Origin of the sequence: Salinibaculum salinum, from assembly GCF_037645885.1 — an archaeon.
GTDB classification, from domain to species: domain Archaea; phylum Halobacteriota; class Halobacteria; order Halobacteriales; family Haloarculaceae; genus Salinibaculum; species Salinibaculum salinum.
In genome coordinates, this window is record NZ_JBBENW010000006.1 from 88,201 (window position 1) to 109,446 (window position 21,246).

Sequence of the window (21,246 nt, forward strand, 5' to 3'; positions counted from 1 at the left end):
CAGAATGTGTTCCATGAGGCTCGATGACAACCTCAAATGACGATCTCGAACCGATCGAGCCGAACGTCGCGTTTAAGCGCTTCATCGATCACAAGAAGAGCGCGTGCGCGGAAGCGACAGTCAGGAACTACCGCTACCGCCTCCAGTACTTCCTCGAGTGGTGCGAAGACAACGGTATCGACAACCTCAACGATCTCAACGACCTCACTGGACGGGACCTCCAGCAGTTCCACATGTGGCGCAAGAACTCGAAGGACCTCGCAGAGACGACGATCCGGAACCACTTGTGCTCGCTGCGCGTGTTCCTGAAGTGGGCTGCGTCGATCGAAGCTGTCCCGCCGAACCTCTACGACAAACTAATTATCCCACAGGTCGGTCACGGGGACCGTCACCGTGAGGAGATGCTGGATTCGGACACGGCCCAGGAACTGCTCGACTACCTTCGGAAGTACCACTTTGCGTCCACCGAGCACGTCGTCATCGTGCTCCTGTGGGAAACCGGGATGCGGATCGGCGCTGCCATGTCTATCAACCTCCAAGACGTGGACTTCGACGACGAGCGGATCGATCTCCAACACCGTCCCGAGGAAGACACGCCGCTGAAGAATGGGACAGGAGGTGAGCGACCGATAGCAATCACCCCAGAGCTAACTGAGTTGCTACCCGAATACGTCGAAAACAGGCGGCGAGACGTGACCGACGACAACGGCCGGAGACCGTTGCTGACGACTAGTGAGGGGCGGATGCATCGGAGTACCATCCGCGAGATAGTATACCGAGTGACCGCTCCGTGTTTCCGGGACCTCGAGTGTCCGGACTGCAACAAGGACACGACGAAAACCTGCCCGGAGGCAGTATACCCGCACGCCATTCGGCGAGGGAGTATTACGCATTTTCTGAGTGAGGATGTGCCCGTCGAAATCCTGAGCGACCGGATGAACGAGAGCCCTATACCTCAATCAAGCCATCAGAAGTTGATCAACGGTAACCCATCTTGCTTACCAATCTGATTCAGATGCGTAGGAAGCGTAGTGCGATTATGGATAGCCGAAGATTCTTACTCTGTTGCGCTCGATGTTGATGTAACGAGAGACCGGACTATGTCAAACGCACAGCCAGGCGGGGATGTTTCGCAGCGTGGCCCAGGGGAGTATCTGGATCCGTTAGCCCCGCTTGCGTCCCAGTTCCAGCAGCTTCGGTCGATGATGGAACTCGTCTTCGACGACTACGAGGAGTTCCTTCAGGATCTCAACGAAGACATACTTGCTTTGCCGCCGGAGGAACGGTTCACCCAGAGTCACGAGGTCCTTCGAGAACACGTCGAAAATCGATTCGGGAGTACTGATGCGTTCGCCGCAATTCTTCCTGAATCTGATCCAGAGAAACTACCAGCGTTTCTCCAACAAGTATTCGATAAGATACTGACTGATGTTCTTGAGGGCGTTTTCTTCCAACGTGATCCGGAAGATCACCTCATCTTGGCGGCACTGTTTCAGACCCTCGACCACAGTATTCACCGTCTGTCTGAAGCAGAGAAACAGGAAACCAAAGATCGAATTGCATCAACCATGCTCGCTATGGTGAGTAGACTTCAGGACATCCTTCGTGACTCCCCCGAGTCTCTCCCTGACGAAGCTATCTGGGATACTGCCTACGGTCTTCACTATCTCACTATCCAGGATAGTGGATCGGATTTCCCGAACCCTGACAAACTGTCCTACGATGAGGCAAAACAGCAGGTTATCGAATTCGGTGCCGCAATTGCTTATGATCGGTTAAGTATCTCAATCAGTCGCGGCGCTGAATTAGCCGGTACCTCTACTGACGAGTTCCGAACCAAGCTTGACCGATATGAGATTGAACCTCGATTCGGCCCGAACTCTGTCGAAGAACTCTATGAAGACGATATAGATGAGTGAGTCGGTGCTGGTTCTGGACAACAGTGTCCTGTCTTCACTTTTTGCAGCCGGTTGGTTCGATGCCCCCTCATTCTATAGACCTGAGCAACTAGTCCTTATCTCTGATCGTATCTGGAACGAAGAATTCAGTCCGTATCACGATGTCGAGAGTGAACCGGCATGGGCAACTATACGAGAGGCCGATCTGGAAATAGTACAGACCCAGGCGTTGGGTCAATTGAGTAAACCTGACTGGTCGTGTATTGCGTTAGCAGAAGAAATCGAAGGGAACCCGATAGTCGTGACGAATGATCGCGCTCTTCGTGAGGTTACTATGCGTCGTGATATCCATGCGGAATGGGGAACTCACTTTATAATTCGTACGTTCAAAGGGTGTGGAATTACTGTGTCGGATTATGAGGAGGGTGTCGAGATGTATCTTGGAGATGTCACACTGCCCGGTGAGGTAGCAGCCGAAGTTCGAAGTACTGAGAAGTAGCCACAATATTTCTGCTGTGCGGCTGCTGTTGCTGCTGAGGAAGTCATTGTTATCGGTGTTTTCGACGAGAAGGTCGGCGTGGGAGACGTCGTTACATCGGTGACTCGAAGCCCCACTTTCATAACCCTGCGCGCGATATCAATCTCCGGAACCAACGGACGGCGCTGACCCCCGTTCGATAGCCTAATGAAATCCGGGTCTCAGCGACCCTCGAAAAACGCCCCGAAAATGACGAATCTATCCCTACGCACTCTGAAACGGGCGAAAGCGGATCCTTACGATCCGTGTGAGGATCAGATGGGTCGGGGCGGATTTGAACCGCCGGCTTCCTCCGTGTGAAGGAGGTATCATAACCGGACTAGATCACCGACCCAGTCAGCCGAGGCTACCCTCGCGCCGGACTTAAGAATTGTCTTGTGCTCGCGCTACTGCGCGCGCTGTTCCCGAACCGTCTGCAACCGCTTGCGTGCCTCCCGAATCGCTTCTTTCGTCTCACCTTTCGCACGCCCCTGCAACTCCTTCAGCTCCATCCGTACTTCCTCCACCCGACCCGGTTCTGGCTCCGCTTCTTTGCCGACCAGTTTCTTCACTCGACGCTCGACTGGTTCGAGCTCCTCGGAAACGCCTTTCTTGGCTGTTTCTCCGGCTCGCTTGACGTAGTACCGCGTATCTTCGAAATGCCTGTTCATACCAATGGGTAGGGTCGGCCAGAATATATCCTTTGCGGAGCAACAGAATCCTACCGGCTGGTAGTTTGACAGCACAACTGGTATGCCATCCCCGACTGAAGTGGGTTGCATGTTCACACGAATCGACGTACCGACGCCGTTTCAGGTCGGTCGGGTCAACACCTACTTTTCCGGGCGGACCGTCGTCGACCCCGGGCCAGACAGCGAAGAGGCGTGGTCGGCGCTGCTGGACGGTCTCAACGCGGCGGGGCTGGCACCCGACGATATCGAGCAAGTCGTCGTGACCCACCCTCATCCCGACCACTTCGGGCTGGCTCGGCGACTCCGAGAGGCGGGTGCACGCGTTTTCGCCAGTTCGCAGGCGGCCGACATTATGGCCAAGTTCGACGAGCGACTCCACTACGAACAGTCCTACTTTACAGACTACTTCCAGCGGTGTGGGCTCTCGGCCGAGGCGGCCCAGACGGTGACCAACCTGCCAGAGGCATTCTTGCCCTTTGCCCCCAACGTCGAGACCGACCGCCGACTGTCGAGCGGTGACAAGTTCTCTATCGTGGAGACGACGCTGACGGCCGAGGCTGTCGAGGGTCACGCACCTGGCGAACTCATCTTCGACTACGAAACTGACGGCCAGCGTCGCGCGCTCGTCGGTGATAACGTGCTTGGTCACATTACGCCAAATCCCCTGCTCCAGCCACCACCAGAGCGCGGCGGCGAGCGCCCCCGCGTCCTGCCAGCGTACAACGATTCGCTTCGGCGCTTGCGCGAGGAGTCCTACGACCGCTTTTTACCGGGCCACGGTGAGTACGTGACTGCCCCTGCCGACCGCATCGATGAGATTCTGGATGCACACGAACAACGGACTGCGACCGTCCGCGACCTCGTCGACGGACCGACGGTTCCAGCGGAAATCATGCACCAACTGTTCGAGGACCTGCCGCTGACCGAGCAGTTCTCGGGGTTGAGCGAGGCAGTCGGCCATCTGGACGTCCTCGAAGCGCGCGGCGAAGTCACCCAGCGCGAGTCGGGCGACGTCATCGTCTACGAACCGACCTGAGCACGGCGCTCGTCAGTACGTCGGGTTCTCCTCGCGGACGCCCTCGCGTTTGTTGACGACGCGAGCGACGGTAAAGAGCGCGTCAGAGAGGCGATTGAGGTAGACGATAGCGGTGTCGTTGACCGACGCCTCCTCGGAGGCGAAGGCGACGGCGCGGCGCTCGGCCCGGCGACACACTGCGCGTGCGTGGTGGATTTTTGCCCCAGGTTCGGAGCCGCCGGGGAGGATGAAATCTTCGAGCGGATCCAGCTCTTCTTCCCAGTCGTCGATCCAGTCTTCGACGGTGTCGACGTGTTCGCTGCGGACGACGGGGTCGCCCTCGTCGGGGTCGGGATTGGCAAAGTCCGCCTGGACGATGTGGAGGTGGTTCTGGGCCTGCTGGAGTTGGTCGTCGATGTCGTCGTAGCCGGTCGGTCGGACCGACCCCAGGATGGCGTTGACCTCGTCGACGGTGCCGTAGGCTTCGATTCGGGCGCTAGCCTTCGAGACGCGGTCCATGTTCCGCAGGTCGGTCATTCCCTCGTCGCCGCGACCGGTGTAGATTTTCATACGTACCACTGTGGTCGACAGCAACTTATAGTCACGTACGCCGGAGGCAGGGACGCGCTCACACGTGTACGCGCGTGACGTGACCACCACAGCCACACTGCTCGACGTACTCGTAGTCGACGCCGTCGATGGCGTTCTCGAGTGCGTCGTAGAGATACTCGCTGGGGTGGCCGTGGTCGCCGTGGGTGACGAGATTGACGTGGTTACCGCTGGTGGTGTGTTCGATTGCATCGAGCGCCTGGTCGACGACGAGACTGCGGTCGTCGGCGTGCTTGGGCTTTTCGAGATTTGCCGACCAGGAGTTGTCGTGGACGGTGTCGGTGATTGGTTCGACGTCGTCGTGTGAAACGCCCATGCCTGTCCAGAGGTGCTTCAGTCGCCAGTACGTGCTCCCGAACGTGTTCGGTCCGGTTCGTCGATGATGTCGACGAACAGCGAGTAGGTCATCACGGCAAAGCCAACGGCAGTAAAGACACTCTGGACGCTGACGCTGGCTTCGAGGGTGATGTCGGCGAACTGGTGAAGGACGCCGCCGAGCAACACTCCGAGCGTCAGGAGGGCGATTCCTATTGTGAGTGCGCGTAGCGCCCGGGAGTCGGTCCGGCGAAACGCGCTGTAGGAGAGATATGTCAGCGCGCTGCCGAACGCGAGTGTCGCCGTCTTCGCGGCGACCAGGACGACTGTGGTCTCGTGGAGGTTCATACTAGGCCCCTCGATACAAGGGAGGCTAGCAACCCGTATATAAATTATTGCGAATTACCACTGGGTGAGAACAGTTCGCGAGACCACTGTCTGTGAGCAGTTCTAGATGTCCGCCATCGCGGAGAGAGAGCCCCTTCAAGAAGGTGCGGCTGGCAGTCTCAGCTATCGACGTACAGCGAGTAGACGATGATGGCAAAGCCAACGGTGACAAGCGCCGTCTCGACCAGTTGCCCGAGCTGAAAGCCAAGGTCGAGTATCTGGTCGATTGCGCCCGCCAGTAACGACCCGAGAGTGATGAACCCGAAGCCATACGCGAGGAAACGTAACGGCCGTGCACCGGTTCGACGGTACGCCTTGTACGCGAGATAGGCGATAGCCGCGCCCAGAATGAGCGTAATCGTCTTCAGCGCGATAACCGCAATCGGCGTCGTAACTTGATGGGGGCTCATGTCTCTTTTTGTACCTCCGACCACAGGTTCGCTAGCCGTTCGTCTGCTGTCCGCGGGCGCCGTGAGATATCGACCTCGAAATCCCGACTCTCGGCGATTCCGATGATGACTTTCTCGAACGCGACGGTGTATCTACTGGCGTGTTGGCCGTCCGGCCGTATCTCGGTTCCCTCCTCGAGGAGCGAGGCCTCCGTCAGCAGGTCAAGTTTCCGATATGTCGTCGACAGTGGCACATCCGCTGCGTTCGCTATCTCGTCGGCGGTCATCGGTTCTTCCAGAATCCGGACGATAGACCGGCAGTCGGGGTCGTCCAGCGCATCGAGGATGTCCTGTAGCTCCGGCGTATCATCCTCGGCGAACGGGTCACGGACCATCCCTGCCGGGTCTATCCGGTGGATGATTAAAATAGCACCGACATCAACCGTCGTCCGTCCTGTGAATAGACACGTTGTCGCTTATCGGACCTCCTTACTCGGGCCGTGGTGCGCCCTGCATCTTCCGGCGGACGAACAGCAGGAAGATGATCGGTGAGAGCAGGCCCAGCACGAGCATCGCCGCGAGCGTCTGGAGTGCCAGGTCGTTTGCTGCCGTCGTCGACCCGCTGTCGTCGCCGCCGACATCACCGCCCTCACCGACCACGACCGCACCTTTCATCCCTGCGCCCTCGTGGGGTCGACAGAAGTAGGTGTGGGTTCCGTCATCTTCGAACGTGTACTCGTACGTGCCGGACGTTTGGGGCTCTCCCGATTCGAAGGCCCCGGTGTTGGCGACGACGTTGTGTGCGCCGCCCTCACCGGTCCACTCCCAGGTAACCGTGGTCCCCGGGTCGATGTGGATGGCCGCCGGGCCGAACGCCAGTCCCGTGTCTCCAGCGCCGACATCGACGGAGACGGCGTCTTCGCCGCGCAGGTCTTCGACGGTTCCGTCGTAGTTCATCGCATCGTCGAGGTAGCCGTCGAAGTCGTACTCCGTACTGCCACCGTCGTCGCCGTCGCTGCCGCCGTCGTCTCCCTCGCTCTGGAGTTCGTCGGGTGCGACGACGTCGCCCTCGGCGGTGTCTCCGACCGCGACGACGCCCTTCATACCCGATCCCTTGTGTGGGTTGCAGTAGTACTGAGAGACGCCTTCTTCCTCGAACGTGTACGAGAAAGTGGCACCCTCGTCGCTCACGGGATCACCACTATTGAACGACTCGTCTTCGGCGACGACGTTGTGTGCGCCACCCGCACCGGTCCACTCCCAGGTGACCTCTGTTCCGGGGTCGATATTGATGGCGGCGGGGCCAAAGGCCAGCCCCGTATCCCCGGCGCCGACATTGACGGTAACGCTGTCTTGGCCGGTGTAGTCGGCGGTCCTGCCGTCGTAGTTCATCGCATCCGAGAGGTAGCCGTCGTAGTTCTCGTCCTGGGCGAGTGCCGTCCCGCTCGTCGCGGCGAGCGTGACCGCTGCGCCGGTCCCTGTCTTCAGGAGTGTCCGGCGCGAACACGTTTGCTGGGGCGTTCGCTTACTCATACATCCTACTCGAAGCGCCAGCGCTGATAAAACCGATTATTTTTGTTTTGCGTCTCGCCTGGTGCTTATAGTATCGAACCGAACGTGTTCCCACACCCTGCCGACCGCTGAGAATCCTGATTCTGGTTATGTGTGCGTCTCTCAAACACAGTACTGTAGAGGTGACCACCAATGTTCGAAACGTCGCGCCGGAAACTACTCGGCGCACTCGGCGTGGGCGGTGCTGCGACGATCGCAGGCTGTGCGGCAGACGCTCCGGGAACGGCCGGGGACCAAACTCCGGCTGTTGGGGGTCAACAACAGACCAAACAGGTCGATACCGACCAGCTGGCAGCCGATCCCACGGATGTCCCGGAGCCAATTGACCGGGACGAACCGACCACCCACGAGGTGACCCTGACCGTCGAGGAGGTGACGGCCGAGATCGAGCCCGGCGTGACCTACGACTACCTCACGTTCGACGGGCAGATTCCCGGCCCGATGATTCGGGTCCATCAGGGCGACACCGTCGAGCTCACCCTCGAGAACCCCGACGGCAGCCAACTCCCGCACAACGTTGACTTCCATGCCATCTACGGAACCGGCGGTGGTGCTGTGGCGACGACGGCCGCGCCCGGCGAGGCAAACGCCATGTCGTTCCAGGCGCGGTACCCCGGGGCGTTCATCTACCACTGTGCGGTCCCGCGGCTGGACTACCACATCTCCGCCGGGATGTTCGGGATGATACTGGTCGAACCCAAAGATGGGCTGCCCGAGGTCGACCGCGAGCTGTACTTCGGTCAGCACGAACTGTACACTGACACCGAGGCAGGCGAAGAAGGCCACCACGGTCACGACCCCGCGTCGATGAAAGCAGAAGACCCCAACTACGTGCTGCTCAACGGCGAGAAGTACGCGTGGGCGGCCGCTAACCGCGGGCCAGTCGAGACTACCGTGGGCGACACGGTTCGGGTGTTCATGGTCGACGGCGGCCCGAACCTCTCCAGTAACTTCCACCCTATCGGCAACGTCTGGAATCGGGCCTACCGCGACGGTGGCCTCCCTGAAGACGGGGATATGGGCTCCTACGCCGACAAGAACATCCAGACGATGACGGTGCCACCGGGAAGCTGTATGATCGGCGAGATGGAGATGGCGGTGCCCGAACGCGTCAAGCTCGTCGACCACGCCCTCTCGCGGGTCCGTCACAAGGGACTGCTCGCCGAAGTCGACGCCGACGGCGAAGAACACGAGGAGGTCTACGACCCCGACTTCGACGGCACCAGTCACGAGGGGCCGCGCTACGAGTGACTGTCTCGCGTCGTTGCCCGCGCTGCCGTCGCTTTGAACGTCGCCAACACGTCGGTCCCGTGCGCTAACCCGAGTCGCTCGCTGCTCTCTGTCGTCACCAGCACGGAGAGCGGCCGCATCGTCCCGACGTCGACGCGAACTGTCGCAATCGCCTCGCGCTCGTCGATGCTTTCGACGGTTCCCTGCAGCCGATTCCGGGCGCTCGTCTCTTCGTCTGTCGGGCTCCCCACCGGGTCGTGCAGTGTCACAGCATCGGCAGTCAGCGTCACCTCGACGTGCTGGCCGACGGTGCTGGCTTCCTCAGCGGCGGCGAGTGCGCGAACTGGCCCAGCCTCCGTCTCGACGGTCACCAGTTCGCCGTCGTGTGCGCGCACCTCCCCCGAGAGGACAACCTCTTCGACCCCTGCAGTCCCGGCGAGTACTGCCCGAACGCGGGCAAACCGGGCGAGCAGATCGTGACCTCCGTCAGTCAGCGCGCTTCCGCCGCCGCCAGCTCCGCCGCGTTCGCGGTCGACCAGCGGTCCGAACGCTGCTTCCAGTTCGGTCAGGCGCTTGTGCGCCCGCGAGTACGACCGCCCGAGTGCGTCCGCGGCGGCGTTGAGCGATCCTCTCTCGTCGACTGCTCGCAACAGCGCTGCGTCCGTCTCATCGACGGCCACGTCACCGGCCCGCAGCGACGCCTCGACATCTACGTCCATACGTTGCTACTTGGTGTCACTGTGCAAAATCTTTATGTCCTAACCGACACAACCACCGTTGTGTCTGAAGTGATATAACGATGGTCGATACCAGTTCGTTCGTCTGCTCCAGGCGGTCGCTCCTGGGGTCGCTCGGTGCAAGCGGCGTCGCGGCGCTGTCCGGGTGTGCCAGCGTTCTCGGCGGCGACAGCCAGTCCGTTCGCCTCCTCAGTGCCGGAAGTCTTGCGAGCCTGTTCGACGAGCACGTCGGTCCGGCGTTCGAAGACGAGACGGGAATCACGCTTCACGGAGAGTACTACGGCTCGAACGCCGTCATGCGGATGGTTCGGGACCGGACCAAACATCCGGACGTGGTCGTGAGTGCCGACGCGTCACTCCTCCGGGAGCAACTGTACGAGGAGTTCACCGACTGGGACGTCGAGTTCGGGTCGAACAGCCTCGGGATCGGATACAACGAGGAGACGTCGCTCGGTCGCGCCCTCGAACGCGGAGAGCCGTGGTACGAGGTCGTCCGCGGTGTCGAGAGTGGCGACCTCGCTATCGGCGATCCGGACCTGGACCCGCTGGGCTACCGCGCGATACAGGCGTTCGAACTCGCAGCCGAAAAACACGACCTCGACGGGTTCCGTGACGAACTGCTGGACCTCGTCTACGAGGAACCAGAAGAACCGCAGATGATGGCGGGGGTCGAAACCGGGAGCAGAGCCGGGGCCGTCGTGTATCACAATATGGCTGTCGACCACGAGATGCCGTTTCTCGAATTCCCGGACGAATACAACTTCTCGGACCCCGGACTGGCGGACCACTACGCGTCAGTCTCCTACACGACGGACGACGGCTACACTGCGCCGGGGCGACCTATCCTCTATAACGCTACAGTAACAGACGACGCCGACAATCCGTCGGCGGGCGCGGAACTCGTCCAGTTTTTGATCGACAACCCCGACGTACTGACGGATGCGGGACTGACGGTCTCCGAGAGTCTGCCACGCACACACGGCTCCGTCCCGGAGGATATCGACGTATGAACCGGACCGATTCGAGGGTCTCTTGGTGGTCGTTTCGCGTCCCGGAGCGGCTCGTTCCCGCACTTCTCGGGGGGCTGATTCTCGTCTATTTCGTGCTCCCGTTCGCCGCCTTTCTCTCCCGCACCGGCACCGCGAACGTCGTCGCACAGCTGTCGACACCAGCGGCACAGACCGCGATTCGCAACTCGCTCATCACCGCGCCGATTTCGACGGCGATTGCGACGCTGTTCGGCGTCCCGCTGGCGTACGCGCTCGCCCGCAGTTCGTTCGTCGGGAAACGCCTCGTCGAAGGCGTCATCATCCTGCCGCTCGTCGTCCCGCCGGTCGTCGGCGGTGCGATGATTCTGACGGCTGTCGGACGGTTCACACCGCTCGGAAGTGCCGCCGCTGCGGCGGGAATCCCGCTTACCGGCAGTTTACTCGGCGTCATCCTCGCCCAGACGTTCGTCGCTGCTCCGTTCGTCATCATCACCGCTCGGGCCGGGTTCGGCTCCGTCGACGAACGGTTGGAACAGGCTTCGCGGTCGCTCGGATACGGGCCGCTCGCGACGTTCTGGAACGTCTCGCTCCCGCTGGCACGGGGTGCGATTCTCGCCGGTATCGTCCTGACGTTCGCACGAGCGATCGGTGAGTTCGGGGCGACGATGATGGTGGCGTACAACCCGCGGACGATTCCGACCCGTATCTGGGTCGAATTCATCTCTGGCGGTATCGACGCGACCGTTCCGCTCGCGCTCGCGTTGCTCGCGATAACGCTGGTCGTCGTCACCGCAGTACAGCGACTCGGGCAACTCCCGACGGTGGTCGACCGATAATGCTCGCTGTCGACGGTCTCACGCACCGCTACGGCGACGAGACGGCTGTCGACGATGTCTCCTTCGGTATCGACGACGGCGAACTGGTCGCGTTGCTGGGGCCGAGTGGCTGTGGCAAGACGACTATCGTCCAGGCGATTGCCGGTCACGTGCGTCCGACGGCGGGAACTGTGCGTCTCCGTGGCGAAGGCGTGACAGCCGATCCGCCCGAAGCCCGCCGGGTCAGTCTCGTCTTCCAGCGGTCGACGCTGTATCCGCACATGACCGTCGGCGAGAACGTCGCCTACGGGCTCGAAGCTCGGGGGTTCGAACCACAGCGACGGGACGAACTCGTCGCGGAACACCTCGAACTGGTTTCGCTTGCGGACAGACACGACGCGTATCCGTCCGAGTTGAGCGGTGGGCAACAACGCCGAGTCGAACTGGCGCGTGCGCTGGCTCCGCAGCCGGACGTACTCCTCCTCGACGAACCGCTGTCGGCGCTCGACCGGACGCTCCGTGACCAGTTGCGCGACGAAATCGCACGCATCCAGCGTGAGACCGGCGTGACGACACTGTACGTCACACACGACCAGGAGGACGCGATGGCGCTGGCCGACCGACTCGTCGTGATGAACGACGGGGCGGTTTCCGCGACTGGCCGGCCGCGGTCGCTCTACGAGTCGCCACCCACTCCGTTCGTCGCGTCGTTTCTCGGCCGGTCGAACACGTTCCCGGCAACTATTGCCGACGAGCACCCCCTCTCGCTGAACGTGGGGAATCGAGTACTGACACTGGACGAGACGGAGACGACGTTCTCGGACGGCACCGCCGTGACGTGTTACGTGCGGCCGGAACACCTCTCGATTCGAGCGGCTGACCCCGGCGAACCAGTCCCGACGATACGAGGCGATGTCACCCGCGTCGTCGACCGCGGCCGCCGCTACGACGTGTGGATACGGACCGCGACCGGAGACGAACTCGTCGTCGAGCAGTCGTCGGAACCACCGGCGGTGGGCGACACCATCACAGTCGAGGTGCCGCCGGAGCGACTCCTCCTGTTCGGTCCCGAAGCCGGGAAGCACACCGAGGCGTCCGACAGTCGATGACCGGTGGAGCTGTCACTGTCGCCATTGGTGTGCATGTGACGGGCGGAGACTGTCGGGGGAGTTCTCCCGTGACGTGTCTCGTCGGCGCGTATCGGGGCGCTTTTCTCTCCCCCGACGTTACGGGAGCGTGTGCTTTCGGTCGAGTTACACGCGCACTCGTCGCTCTCGTACGACGGCCGCGACCCGGTCGAGGACCTCCTCGAACGGGCGGCCGCCGTCGGTCTCGACGCGCTCGCTGTCACTGACCACGACGAAATCGATGCCAGCCTCGACGCTGCCGCGAAGGCCGCCGACTACGGACTCGTCGGTATCCCCGGTATGGAAGTCTCTTCCAGCGCCGGCCACGTCCTCGGGCTCGGCATCGAGGAGCTCGTTCCTGCTGGCCTCTCCTTTCGGGAGACGCTCGACCGCATCCACGACCAGGGCGGTATCGCCGTCGTCCCGCATCCGTTTCAGGAAGCCCGCCACGGCGTGCTCGACAACATCACGAGGGACGAACTGACCGCCGCCGACGCCATCGAGGTGTACAACTCGCGGCTCTTTACCGGCCGGGCGAACCGTCAGGCCGAGCGCTTCGCGCGCACCCACGGACTGCCGATGACCGCCGGGAGCGACGCCCACATCAGCGAGATGGTCGGCCAGGCGATCACCAACGTCGGCACCGACGAACGCAGCGTCGACGCGATTCTCGATGCCGTCGCTGCGGGCGAGACGACCGTCGAGGGTCGGCGGACGCCCTGGCGCATCAGCTTCCAGCAGTTTGCCGGTGGTGTGAAGCGCCGCGTCGCCGCCAGTGTCCGCAGCTTTCTCGAATGACGATTGCCGGTGCCGCTCCCGAACTCGTCCGCACCGCGCTCGCAGATGGCGACTCGTTCCCCGGGACAGCAGGCTTTGCGGGCGAACTCGACGGCCGTCTGGTCCGCGACGTTCTGGGCCGGGAACTGCTCTACGCCGAGCGCGATGACCCAGCGGACTGGAGTCACGACCCTACAGTCCTCGCCGACCCCGCCACGGTACCGGCGGGACACGCTCGCGACGCGACTGGTGACGAGCGGGTCTGGACACTCCCCGACCCCGAACCCACGCGCGACCACGACCGCGCCGTCGAGAGCGTTCGCGGCGCACTCGACGAGACACTCGCGGACGTGTCGACAGAGAACCTGGCTGTCGCGTTCTCCGGTGGCGTCGACTCGGCGCTGCTGGCGGCCCGGCTGGACGCCCCGCTGTACGTCGTCGGGTTCCCCGGCAGTCACGATGTCGAGGCGGCCCGCTCGGGTGCGAGCGCACTGGGACGGGACGTGCGCGTGGTCGAACTCGACCACGCTGCCCTCGAACGGGCGGTCCCGCCGCTCGTCGGTGCGATCGGCCGGACCGACGCGATGGCCGTCCAGATTGCGCTCCCGCTGTTTCTGGTCGCCCGGCGAGTCGCCGCAGACGGCTTCGACCGCCTCGCGCTCGGGCAGGGGGCGGACGAACTGTTCGGCGGCTACGCCAAAGTCGCGCGTGCCCCCGACGACCCGCGCGTCGAGGCGACGACGGTCCGTGGCGCGCGCCGGGAGATGCTCGAGACGTTGCCGGACCAGTTAGAGCGGGACGTGCTGGCGACGCGGGCGGCCGGCGTCGAGCCGGTGACGCCGCTCCTCCACGACCGGGTAGTCGAGGCTGCACTCTCCCTTCCCGGTGACCTGCTCGTGACCGAGCGCGGCGAGCGCAAGTGGGCGCTGCGGCTGGCGGCCCGCGAGTGGCTCCCCGACCGGCTCGCGTTCCGGGAGAAGAAAGCCGTGCAGTACGGCAGTCTCATCTCCCGCGAACTCGATCGGCTGGCACGCCAGAACGGGTTCAAGCGTCGAATGGACGACCACGTGACGCAGTACGTCGAGTCACTGGTTGCCTGACCGCGCTCGGCGGTGTCACGCCGTGACGAACTGCGAGTCTTCGACGAGTTCGATATCGTCCTCGGTACAGAGGCTTCGGAGACAGTCCGTACAGAGGTGCAACTCGATGACACGGGCGTCGCGACCCGCCGGCGTACACCGGAGCGTGTACGACATCGTTATCGCGTCATCACCACAGTGCGTACACGTCATCCGTCCCTCCTGCTGTCGGTCAATTGCGACCGCCTGTTCTCCCCTTGACGGTCTGGTACTCGCGTCATGTCGAACTGGTATCGTTTCTCTGTGGACACCGGCGAAACGACCCAGGGGCTCCCTCTCCCTGACATAGCGGTTTACATATTCACGCCGACGCGTATTATACTATCTCGTGCAATCTGTGCAGACCGTGCACAGTTGTCAACGCTTACCGCTCGAAGGATTCGGCTGACTGTTCGTTCGCTCGTGCGCGATACGTGTCGTACACGTCCTCTCCCCAGGGAACAACCGGGCTCGCGTCGGTTTCGAGGAGCGCCCGCGGGAATCCCTCGTCGTCTTCGACCCCGATCTGGACAGTCTCGCCGCCGAGTCCGAGATAGAAGGGCAGGGGTTCCTCGGCCACGTAGACGGTCAACCGCCCGGTATCCAGTTGTTCGCGGAACAGTCTGGCGAACTCCCCGCTGGTAATCCGGTCACCGACGTTGGCAGAGACGACGATTTCGGCCTCGAACGCGCCGTTCATGATTTGTTCGTGGACGACTCTGGTTCCCTGTATGTCGATAGACGGGAGAAACCCACGGAACTCGTCTACTCGCTGGAGAAACTCCGTTTGCCGCCTGCCGGGCGCGTACGGGTCGCTGTCGGTCGACGGTGTCACGTCGGCTCCCCTCATGTGGTTCATATCGAGTTCGAACTCTGATGTCGGAAACCACCGGAGGAACGACGACAGTTCCTCGGTCGTCCGCACTGACGACACGAGGTCCAGAAACCGCTCTGTGATACTCTCCCCTGTTGCCGTTAATCGGTACCCGTTGCCTGCCTTCGCCACCCAGTTACGGCCCTGAAGATCCGTGAGCGTCCGTGTCACTGTCGACCGTGAGGCGTCGACGCACTCCCTGAGTTCTCGCTGGGTCAGCGGTCCCGCCTCGAGCAACCGTTCGAGGATACGAACGCGTGATTCTGACCGGGCGAGAAACGCGATATGGTCGATGGCATCGGCGTCCTTGCTCATCTAACCTGTCTGTGGGATGGAACCTATTATAAAATCTCGTATCAATGACCCGGTAGTTCGTGGATCCTCTCGATGGCCCGCTGACCGATTTCGACCACGTCGGGCTCCAACCGGTCGGCGTTGCTGCGCAACTCTTCTGGCGTGAACCACTCCCAGTCGTCGGCCGGTTGTTCGCCCGCCGTCGGTGTGATCTCCCGACTCTCGACAGTGCCGTAGAAGATGAAGTCGATGTGCTGGTGTCCCACGTCGCCGTCGCAGGAGTTGATATCTTCGAGCAGAAACTGCTGGGGCTGAGGGATCGACTGGACGGTCGGCGAGTCGATGTCGGCCGTGGGGGCAACGAGCGTGGGGTCGAGTCCCAGTTCTTCTCGGACCTCGCGAGCGGCGGCCTCGTGTGGAACCTCGTCGCGGTCGATGTGTCCCCCGGGCGGCAGCCACATATCGAGTTTGTCGTGGGCGTGAAGCGCAGTCGCGCCGTCGTGGACAACGTAGACGGTTGCAACGAAGTGGCGGGTGGTTTCCATGCCAGTGGCGTCGGCCGGTCCGTCCTTTTGTGTTGCCTTTTTTATTACTCATACTGAATTAAAGCCCTTGGTACACCACCGCAAATCTCTATCTGGACTGCTACCGTCTCTCGTGATGGGCCTTCAGTGCCAGTCACTCCCCACATACTGAAGCCCGATGGATGTTTCCCACCTCTCCCCATCCACTACACACGATTCATCCATTTTCGCTGGCGGAAGACTCGCAGAGACTGTCGCTGCTGCGTGACTTCTTCCCGCCCTCGTTTTGTGATTGTGCGTCTCTCTCACTGGCTCGACTGGAAAGGTAGATTCTTAGCCCCCACTCCCCTGGCTGTCGATATGAGCTACGATACGGTTCGGGACGTGGACCCCGCCGTCGCCGACGCCCTCGATGGCGAACGCGAACGGCAGAACGACACGCTGGCGATGATTGCCAGCGAGAACCACGTCAGCGAGGCAGTTCTCGAAGCACAGAGTTCGGAACTCACCAACAAGTACGCCGAGGGCTACCCCGGCGAGCGCTACTACGCCGGCTGTGAGTACGCCGACGACGTGGAGAACCTGGCAATCGAGCGCGCCGAAGAGCTGTGGGGTGCCGAACACGTCAACGTCCAGCCCCACTCGGGCACGCAGGCCAACATGGGCGTCTACCTCGCCATGCTCGACCCCGGCGACAAGATTCTCTCGCTGGAACTCGAACACGGTGGCCACCTCTCGCACGGCCACCCCGCGAACTTCACGGGCAAGACCTACGAGGTTGAACAGTACCACGTTGACGCCGAGACGGGCTACATCGACTACGACGCGCTCCACGACCTCGCCGAGGAGTTCCAGCCCGACATCATCGTCTCGGGCTACTCGGCGTATCCGCGCGACATCGAGTGGGAGGAGATTCAGGCGGCTGCCGACGCTGTCGACGCCTACCACCTCGCCGACATCGCACACATCACCGGACTGGTCGCCGCCGGCGTCCACTCCTCGCCGGTCGGCATCGCGGACTTCGTGACCGGCTCGACGCACAAGACCATCCGCGCCGGTCGCGGCGGCATCATCATGTGTGACGACGAGTACGCCGACGCAATCGACGCGGCCGTCTTCCCTGGCAGCCAGGGCGGCCCGCTGATGCACAACGTCGCCGGCAAGGCCGTCGGCTTCGGCGAGGCGCTCAATCCGCAGTTCGACGAGTACGCACAGCAGGTCGTCGACAACGCGAAGGCGCTGGGTGACCAACTCCAGGAGCACGGCTTCTCGCTGGTCTCCGGTGGGACGGACAACCATCTCGTCCTGGTGGACCTCCGCGAGTCGCATCCGGACACGACCGGGAAGGACGCAGAGCAGGCGCTCGAAGAGGTCGGCATCGTCCTGAACGCCAACACCGTCCCGGGCGAGACGCGCTCTGCGTTCAATCCGTCGGGTATCCGCGCGGGGACGCCTGGATTGACTACGCGCGGCTTCGACGAGGACGCCTGCCGCGAGGTCGCGGACCTCATCTACCGTGTCGTCGACAACTACGACGACGAGGACGTGAAAAGCGACGTCAGCGCACGCGTTGACGAACTCACCGACGAGTACACGCTGTACGAATAGTCTGCTCGCGGGTTTTGATGTCTCCGTTCTGGAAGTAGATCTGCACTCGGCTGGCTTAGCTACTCTGAGCCTTCGGTCTTTTGCACTTCGGTGATGATGACATCCCAGTCCGGGTGCTCGGTACCGTTTCGACAGTCCCACCCGCCCTCGACGTTGATATCGTTCTCGTGTGCCTGTCGGAGGAGCGACTGCAGTTCGGTGTGTAAATCCTCTTCGGACGTAACTGGTGGCTCTTCTGCTGTCATGCTGAGGCGATGTGGTCTGGTTCTGCTGGTGAGACTGCAACTACTCCGTAACTGTGGACTGTTACGGTATAATTTTCTAGTGATAGTGTTACGTTACTGTCACTAATGGCCGGCGTCTGCGTCTGAATGAATGCATCGAGCGCGTCAGTATCGACCGTCTTCTGGAGCGGTTCCAGTGTCGTTGGGTCCGCGTCCATCACTTCTGCGAGCGCTGATACGACAGCCATGCTCGCTGGTGTCTCCTTCTGGTCGTACTCGAATCTGTAGCTACTCGATTCATCGTGATAGCTCCGCGGCCCCAACTCGAACCCGGTCCTAGTATATGACATTTATACACGATATTACTAGCTGCTACCTGTTCAGACCTACTACTGATAATACAGGGGGTATAAATACTCATTCGCGTTATCAGCGGCTGGATTCACTGGCGCATGAGCGTCGCGGCGATGAGTCGCCGGTGCCCTCGTCTGAGCCGCGAAGAGAGCGATTGCTGCGTAATCCCGAGTTCTTCGGCGATGTCTTCGAGCGACGCCTCACGTGGCGAGTTGAAATACCCTCGTTCGTACGCCATCACCAGCGCTTCCCGCTGGGTGTCGGTCAGTTCGTACCCTTCTCCCTGTATCGGGAGCAGTGCGTGGACGGCGGTGATGTCTATCGGAATATCGTTCTCCTGACAGTAGTCGCGGAATCCGCTGATATCTTCGCGACGCTCCCCGCGGACCTCGAACTCCCACCCGTCGTTGGTTCCGACGCCCGTGAGAACGACGAGGTTCGTTTCGGCAAGCGCGCTCAGGATGCCGACGTACTCCCGGTCCCACTCGGCGCGCATGAGATACTCGTCCTCGACGCTGTCGATGAGTTTGATAGCGTCCACACCGGCGTGGGCGTCGAACTCGGCTTCGATGTCCTCGACGGCCGCACCACGGACCCAGAAGTACGGAATCACCAGCGTTTCGTGCGGGATGAGCCGTTCTAGCTCCACCGTCACGTCGGACAACTGTTCGAAGACACTCCCCAGCGGAAACTCGGCTGATGGACTCGTGAACTCCATGACGGTCGCCATGCGAATATTTTCTCACGTAGCGTCATAACCCGTGGGGGTGGTGGACAAGGGTGGGTGATTCTGCTGACCCGTCGCGGTTTCTGATAGGTAAGCTACCAATACTCTATGCCTGTTTCCTGTCGAATCTGATAACATGGTGGACCATGCCGCCCCGTTTTGTAGGGGCGTGTCCAACCATGGTTCCAAGAGCGAGTGATGAGCGTAATTGCAGAATTTCAGATACAGTCTGCGGATTTCGAGCTCGGCCGAATTCTCACTCTTGAGGGAACGTCTTCTATCGAACTCGAAAGTCTCGTGCCTACTGGCAACGCTACCGTTCCACTTTTTTGGTCTACAACTCTGCGCGGGAGCCGTTCGTCGAAGCGGTCCAGCGCCATCCGACTGTCAACAACGCAGAAGAAGTGGACGTATTCGAAGACCGGACGCTCTTCAGACTCGACTGGGACGCGACCCGCGACCACGTCTTCCAGGGCATCCAGGAGTACGATGGACAGTTACTGAGTGCCGTCGGGACGCCAGAACAGTGGGACTTCGAGCTGCGCTTTCCCGACCACGACGCACTCAGCGAGTTCACGGAGCACTGTGAAGACGCACAGATTTCACTCGAGGTAACTCGCATGTACAACCCGACGGACCCGGACGCTGGACCGTGGTACGGGCTGACCGAGCCCCAGCGCGAAGCAATCACGCTCGCCGTCGAGAACGGGTACTACGACATCCCGAGAAACTGTACGACGCAGGAACTCGCAGACGAACTCGGAATCTCCGACCAGGCCGTGACGGAGCGACTCCGCCGTGCCATCGTATCGCTCGTCACGTACATGTTGGCACCCAACAAATCCGACAGATGACTGTCTGACTCCTTTGTCACCCAGGGTCAAAGATAATCTGGTATGCGCACCATATGACGACTATGCACCGTGTAGTATGTATAAAACAACTGTCAGACGGTACACCCGAATGACTTCCAGTACCCTTCCTACCGAGATGAACCACGAAATCCACCCTGATGCAGTCCTCTCGGCAGTCGCAAACGAACGGCGTCGGGAAGTCCTTCGAATACTGGTCGCTGCAGACGAGGAACAACTGCCGCTCGACACGCTCGTCAATCGACTCGTCGAGCGACTGCGGGAGGAAGACGACGAACTACCGGTAGACGAGTACCGGCAGCGCGTTCGGACCGAACTCTACCACAGCCACCTTCCGAAACTGGAAGCGTGCGGGATGGTCGTCCACGATACCGAAACGAAGCAGGTCAAAAACGTCACCGGTGAACTGGGACAGGAACTGTTGGTGGTCGTCGAGTCGCACGACCCGCACGAGTAACCGACCCGTCCGGTCCCCGTTCACTCACTGTCGACGAGGTCGTCGGCCGACCCGGGAATGCCACAGACGCCGGCTGCCTCGCCGGCACGTTCGACACCTGACGAGAGCGGAGCGAGGTCCCAGACGGGGTCGTGGCCGGTCTCTCGTCGATGCCGCTCGATGCAGGCGCGGGCGGCCTGGAGCTTCTCGAACGCCTCTTCGAGGGCACAGTCCGGACAGGTGACCGTCGCACGCTGAGCTGTCATTGCCGACACTAGAGGCGGTGGCGCATAAGCCGTTTCGCTCCGCGGTCACGCTTTTGTCCGTCACGCCCATCGTGGACTGTATGTCACAGCACGCTGGGCGGACGCGTCGGGCGGTCCTGCTCGCTAGCCTGGGCACAGTCGGGGCGCTGGCCGGCTGCTCTGGAAGCGGGGAGACCAACGGGGGCTCCACAGCTGGGACCGAGGACCTCGACGTGCGCGAGGCGAACGTCGTCGACGTCACCATCGAGCGGGACGGGTCGAGTGTCACGTTCGACGTGACGCTGCACCACGACGACAATGGCGAGTCGGGCTACGCCAACTGGTGGCAAGTTGAGACGGTCGACGGCGAACGTCTCGGCCGACGCGAGCTCACGCACGCCCACTCGACGCAGCCGTTCACCCGTTCGGGAACGTTCGATATCGGGACGGACGTTTCCTGTGTCGTCGTTCGCGGCCACGACCAGACACACGAGTACGGCGGGCAGGCGATGGTCGTCTCACTGGAGACCAATGGGACACGGGCCGTCTCGCAGGGACCTGACCGGCAGTCGCTCAGCGCTGCTGACTGTCCGTAACTCGTCGGAGAACTGCTCAGTACGAAAGGGGGGAGAGGGGGGTCCCAGGCGACTCGCGTGCCGCCCGATAGGGTCTGCACAACTGCGACGGCCGCGTCGGAGATGTCGTGGTGTCCATGCACGACGGGGTGAGAGGGTGTCCGAAGTGGCGGTCGTCGCGTGCGTGCCTCTGACAGATTCCGTCGGTGTCACCGACGGAACAGTCCATCCGGCGGAGCGAACACATCTCGTCGTCCAACTACTCGTCGTGCTGCCGCCGTCATTCCTTCAGAGTGTAAGTGGTATAGAACTACTTCCTAATATAC

Annotated in this window: 28 protein-coding genes, 1 tRNA gene and 1 pseudogene; 14 read left to right on the forward strand and 16 right to left on the reverse strand. The window is 61.7% G+C overall.

Annotation, left to right across the window (positions count from 1 at the left end):
* Positions 1-23 precede the first annotated feature (23 nt).
* From WDJ60_RS07435 to WDJ60_RS07445, 3 genes are all read left to right on the forward strand, one after another.
* Positions 24-1,010 carry a tyrosine-type recombinase/integrase gene (locus WDJ60_RS07435; protein ID WP_340099666.1) on the forward strand — a complete coding sequence of 329 codons (987 nt, stop codon included), beginning with the start codon at positions 24-26 and terminating at the stop codon, positions 1,008-1,010.
* 90 nt (positions 1,011-1,100) lie between these two features.
* A complete protein-coding gene (locus tag WDJ60_RS07440) occupies positions 1,101-1,919 on the forward strand; it encodes a hypothetical protein (protein WP_340099668.1) in 819 nt (272 codons plus the stop codon).
* On the forward strand, positions 1,912-2,397 hold the full coding sequence (locus WDJ60_RS07445; RefSeq protein WP_340099670.1) for a hypothetical protein: 486 nt from the start codon (positions 1,912-1,914) through the stop codon (positions 2,395-2,397). The genes WDJ60_RS07440 and WDJ60_RS07445 overlap by 8 nt, the downstream gene beginning before the upstream one ends.
* Positions 2,398-2,695: 298 nt before the next feature.
* On the opposite strand, the gene WDJ60_RS07450 is transcribed toward WDJ60_RS07445, so the two are convergent.
* A tRNA-Val gene (locus WDJ60_RS07450) sits at positions 2,696-2,770 on the reverse strand.
* Positions 2,771-2,822: 52 nt separating this feature from the next.
* Positions 2,823-3,086: a DUF7553 family protein gene (locus tag WDJ60_RS07455; RefSeq protein ID WP_340099672.1), complete on the reverse strand. Its 264-nt coding sequence runs from the start codon at positions 3,084-3,086 to the stop codon at positions 2,823-2,825.
* Positions 3,087-3,195: 109 nt separating this feature from the next.
* On the opposite strand from WDJ60_RS07455, the gene WDJ60_RS07460 reads away from it, so the two are divergent.
* Positions 3,196-4,143, forward strand: coding sequence for an MBL fold metallo-hydrolase (locus WDJ60_RS07460; protein WP_340099674.1), 948 nt, complete (start codon positions 3,196-3,198; stop codon positions 4,141-4,143).
* Positions 4,144-4,155: 12 nt separating this feature from the next.
* Here WDJ60_RS07460 and WDJ60_RS07465 read toward each other — a convergent pair whose 3' ends face one another.
* The 6 genes from WDJ60_RS07465 to WDJ60_RS07490 form a co-directional block, all read right to left on the reverse strand.
* Complete coding sequence (locus WDJ60_RS07465; protein ID WP_340099677.1) at positions 4,156-4,692, reverse strand: cob(I)yrinic acid a,c-diamide adenosyltransferase; 537 nt, start codon at positions 4,690-4,692, stop codon at positions 4,156-4,158.
* 58 nt (positions 4,693-4,750) lie between these two features.
* A complete protein-coding gene (locus WDJ60_RS07470; protein WP_340099679.1) occupies positions 4,751-5,047 on the reverse strand; it encodes a CGCGG family putative rSAM-modified RiPP protein in 297 nt (98 codons plus the stop codon).
* 17 nt (positions 5,048-5,064) lie between these two features.
* The gene (locus WDJ60_RS07475; RefSeq protein WP_340099688.1) at positions 5,065-5,394 is read right to left on the reverse strand and encodes a DUF7521 family protein; all 330 of its coding nucleotides are present in this window, start codon (positions 5,392-5,394) and stop codon (positions 5,065-5,067) included.
* 158 nt (positions 5,395-5,552) lie between these two features.
* Positions 5,553-5,843: a DUF7521 family protein gene (locus WDJ60_RS07480; RefSeq protein WP_340099690.1), complete on the reverse strand. Its 291-nt coding sequence runs from the start codon at positions 5,841-5,843 to the stop codon at positions 5,553-5,555.
* The gene (locus WDJ60_RS07485) at positions 5,840-6,217 is read right to left on the reverse strand and encodes a helix-turn-helix domain-containing protein (protein WP_340099693.1); all 378 of its coding nucleotides are present in this window, start codon (positions 6,215-6,217) and stop codon (positions 5,840-5,842) included. Before WDJ60_RS07485 ends, WDJ60_RS07480 begins: the two co-directional genes overlap by 4 nt.
* A gap of 94 nt (positions 6,218-6,311) precedes the next feature.
* Positions 6,312-7,355: a halocyanin domain-containing protein gene (locus WDJ60_RS07490; protein WP_340099696.1), complete on the reverse strand. Its 1,044-nt coding sequence runs from the start codon at positions 7,353-7,355 to the stop codon at positions 6,312-6,314.
* Between the two features lie 171 nt (positions 7,356-7,526).
* Between WDJ60_RS07490 and nirK the strand changes: the two genes are divergently transcribed.
* Positions 7,527-8,645 carry a copper-containing nitrite reductase gene (gene nirK / locus WDJ60_RS07495; RefSeq protein ID WP_340099699.1) on the forward strand — a complete coding sequence of 373 codons (1,119 nt, stop codon included), beginning with the start codon at positions 7,527-7,529 and terminating at the stop codon, positions 8,643-8,645.
* On the opposite strand, the gene WDJ60_RS07500 is transcribed toward nirK, so the two are convergent.
* Positions 8,636-9,343 (reverse strand): TOBE domain-containing protein, encoded by a 708-nt coding sequence (locus tag WDJ60_RS07500; RefSeq protein WP_340099703.1) that lies wholly within the window; start codon positions 9,341-9,343, stop codon positions 8,636-8,638. The two genes, nirK and WDJ60_RS07500, sit on opposite strands and share 10 nt — an antisense overlap.
* Positions 9,344-9,423: 80 nt before the next feature.
* On the opposite strand from WDJ60_RS07500, the gene WDJ60_RS07505 reads away from it, so the two are divergent.
* From WDJ60_RS07505 to WDJ60_RS07525, 5 genes are all read left to right on the forward strand, one after another.
* Positions 9,424-10,371: an extracellular solute-binding protein gene (locus WDJ60_RS07505; protein WP_340099705.1), complete on the forward strand. Its 948-nt coding sequence runs from the start codon at positions 9,424-9,426 to the stop codon at positions 10,369-10,371.
* Positions 10,368-11,186, forward strand: coding sequence for an ABC transporter permease (locus tag WDJ60_RS07510; protein WP_340099708.1), 819 nt, complete (start codon positions 10,368-10,370; stop codon positions 11,184-11,186). The genes WDJ60_RS07505 and WDJ60_RS07510 overlap by 4 nt, the downstream gene beginning before the upstream one ends.
* On the forward strand, positions 11,183-12,274 hold the full coding sequence (locus WDJ60_RS07515) for an ABC transporter ATP-binding protein (protein WP_417750445.1): 1,092 nt from the start codon (positions 11,183-11,185) through the stop codon (positions 12,272-12,274). The genes WDJ60_RS07510 and WDJ60_RS07515 overlap by 4 nt, the downstream gene beginning before the upstream one ends.
* Positions 12,275-12,403: 129 nt before the next feature.
* Positions 12,404-13,090, forward strand: a complete 687-nt coding sequence (locus WDJ60_RS07520; protein WP_340099712.1) for a PHP domain-containing protein — start codon at positions 12,404-12,406, stop codon at positions 13,088-13,090.
* Between the two features lie 2 nt (positions 13,091-13,092).
* On the forward strand, positions 13,093-14,169 hold the full coding sequence (locus WDJ60_RS07525; protein ID WP_417750446.1) for an asparagine synthase C-terminal domain-containing protein: 1,077 nt from the start codon (positions 13,093-13,095) through the stop codon (positions 14,167-14,169).
* Between the two features lie 15 nt (positions 14,170-14,184).
* Here the strand turns inward: WDJ60_RS07525 and WDJ60_RS07530 are convergent, their stop codons facing one another.
* The 3 genes from WDJ60_RS07530 to WDJ60_RS07540 form a co-directional block, all read right to left on the reverse strand.
* Positions 14,185-14,361 carry a hypothetical protein gene (locus WDJ60_RS07530; protein ID WP_340099717.1) on the reverse strand — a complete coding sequence of 59 codons (177 nt, stop codon included), beginning with the start codon at positions 14,359-14,361 and terminating at the stop codon, positions 14,185-14,187.
* A 211-nt stretch (positions 14,362-14,572) separates the two neighbouring features.
* Entirely contained in the window at positions 14,573-15,376 is an 804-nt protein-coding gene (locus tag WDJ60_RS07535; RefSeq protein ID WP_340099719.1) for a helix-turn-helix transcriptional regulator, read from the reverse strand.
* A gap of 41 nt (positions 15,377-15,417) precedes the next feature.
* Positions 15,418-15,900, reverse strand: coding sequence for an NUDIX hydrolase (locus WDJ60_RS07540; protein WP_340099722.1), 483 nt, complete (start codon positions 15,898-15,900; stop codon positions 15,418-15,420).
* A 339-nt stretch (positions 15,901-16,239) separates the two neighbouring features.
* Between WDJ60_RS07540 and glyA the strand changes: the two genes are divergently transcribed.
* Positions 16,240-17,487 carry a serine hydroxymethyltransferase gene (gene glyA / locus WDJ60_RS07545; protein WP_340099724.1) on the forward strand — a complete coding sequence of 416 codons (1,248 nt, stop codon included), beginning with the start codon at positions 16,240-16,242 and terminating at the stop codon, positions 17,485-17,487.
* A 59-nt stretch (positions 17,488-17,546) separates the two neighbouring features.
* On the opposite strand, the gene WDJ60_RS07550 is transcribed toward glyA, so the two are convergent.
* The 3 genes from WDJ60_RS07550 to WDJ60_RS07560 all read right to left on the reverse strand — a co-directional run bounded on the left by WDJ60_RS07550 (position 17,547) and on the right by WDJ60_RS07560 (position 18,795).
* Complete coding sequence (locus WDJ60_RS07550; protein ID WP_340099726.1) at positions 17,547-17,732, reverse strand: hypothetical protein; 186 nt, start codon at positions 17,730-17,732, stop codon at positions 17,547-17,549.
* The gene (locus tag WDJ60_RS07555; RefSeq protein ID WP_340099728.1) at positions 17,729-18,061 is read right to left on the reverse strand and encodes a HalOD1 output domain-containing protein; all 333 of its coding nucleotides are present in this window, start codon (positions 18,059-18,061) and stop codon (positions 17,729-17,731) included. Before WDJ60_RS07555 ends, WDJ60_RS07550 begins: the two co-directional genes overlap by 4 nt.
* 92 nt (positions 18,062-18,153) lie before the next feature.
* The gene (locus tag WDJ60_RS07560; protein WP_340099730.1) at positions 18,154-18,795 is read right to left on the reverse strand and encodes a helix-turn-helix domain-containing protein; all 642 of its coding nucleotides are present in this window, start codon (positions 18,793-18,795) and stop codon (positions 18,154-18,156) included.
* A gap of 195 nt (positions 18,796-18,990) precedes the next feature.
* On the opposite strand from WDJ60_RS07560, the pseudogene WDJ60_RS07565 reads away from it, so the two are divergent.
* Positions 18,991-19,646, forward strand: a pseudogene (locus WDJ60_RS07565) (helix-turn-helix domain-containing protein).
* Positions 19,647-19,755: 109 nt separating this feature from the next.
* Positions 19,756-20,121 carry a DUF7344 domain-containing protein gene (locus tag WDJ60_RS07570; protein ID WP_340099734.1) on the forward strand — a complete coding sequence of 122 codons (366 nt, stop codon included), beginning with the start codon at positions 19,756-19,758 and terminating at the stop codon, positions 20,119-20,121.
* Positions 20,122-20,141: 20 nt separating this feature from the next.
* Here WDJ60_RS07570 and WDJ60_RS07575 read toward each other — a convergent pair whose 3' ends face one another.
* Positions 20,142-20,366, reverse strand: coding sequence for a DUF7542 family protein (locus tag WDJ60_RS07575; RefSeq protein WP_340099736.1), 225 nt, complete (start codon positions 20,364-20,366; stop codon positions 20,142-20,144).
* A gap of 80 nt (positions 20,367-20,446) precedes the next feature.
* Here WDJ60_RS07575 and WDJ60_RS07580 point away from each other — a divergent pair, with 80 nt between their 5' ends.
* Positions 20,447-20,941, forward strand: coding sequence for a hypothetical protein (locus WDJ60_RS07580; RefSeq protein WP_340099738.1), 495 nt, complete (start codon positions 20,447-20,449; stop codon positions 20,939-20,941).
* Positions 20,942-21,246: the final 305 nt, after the last annotated feature.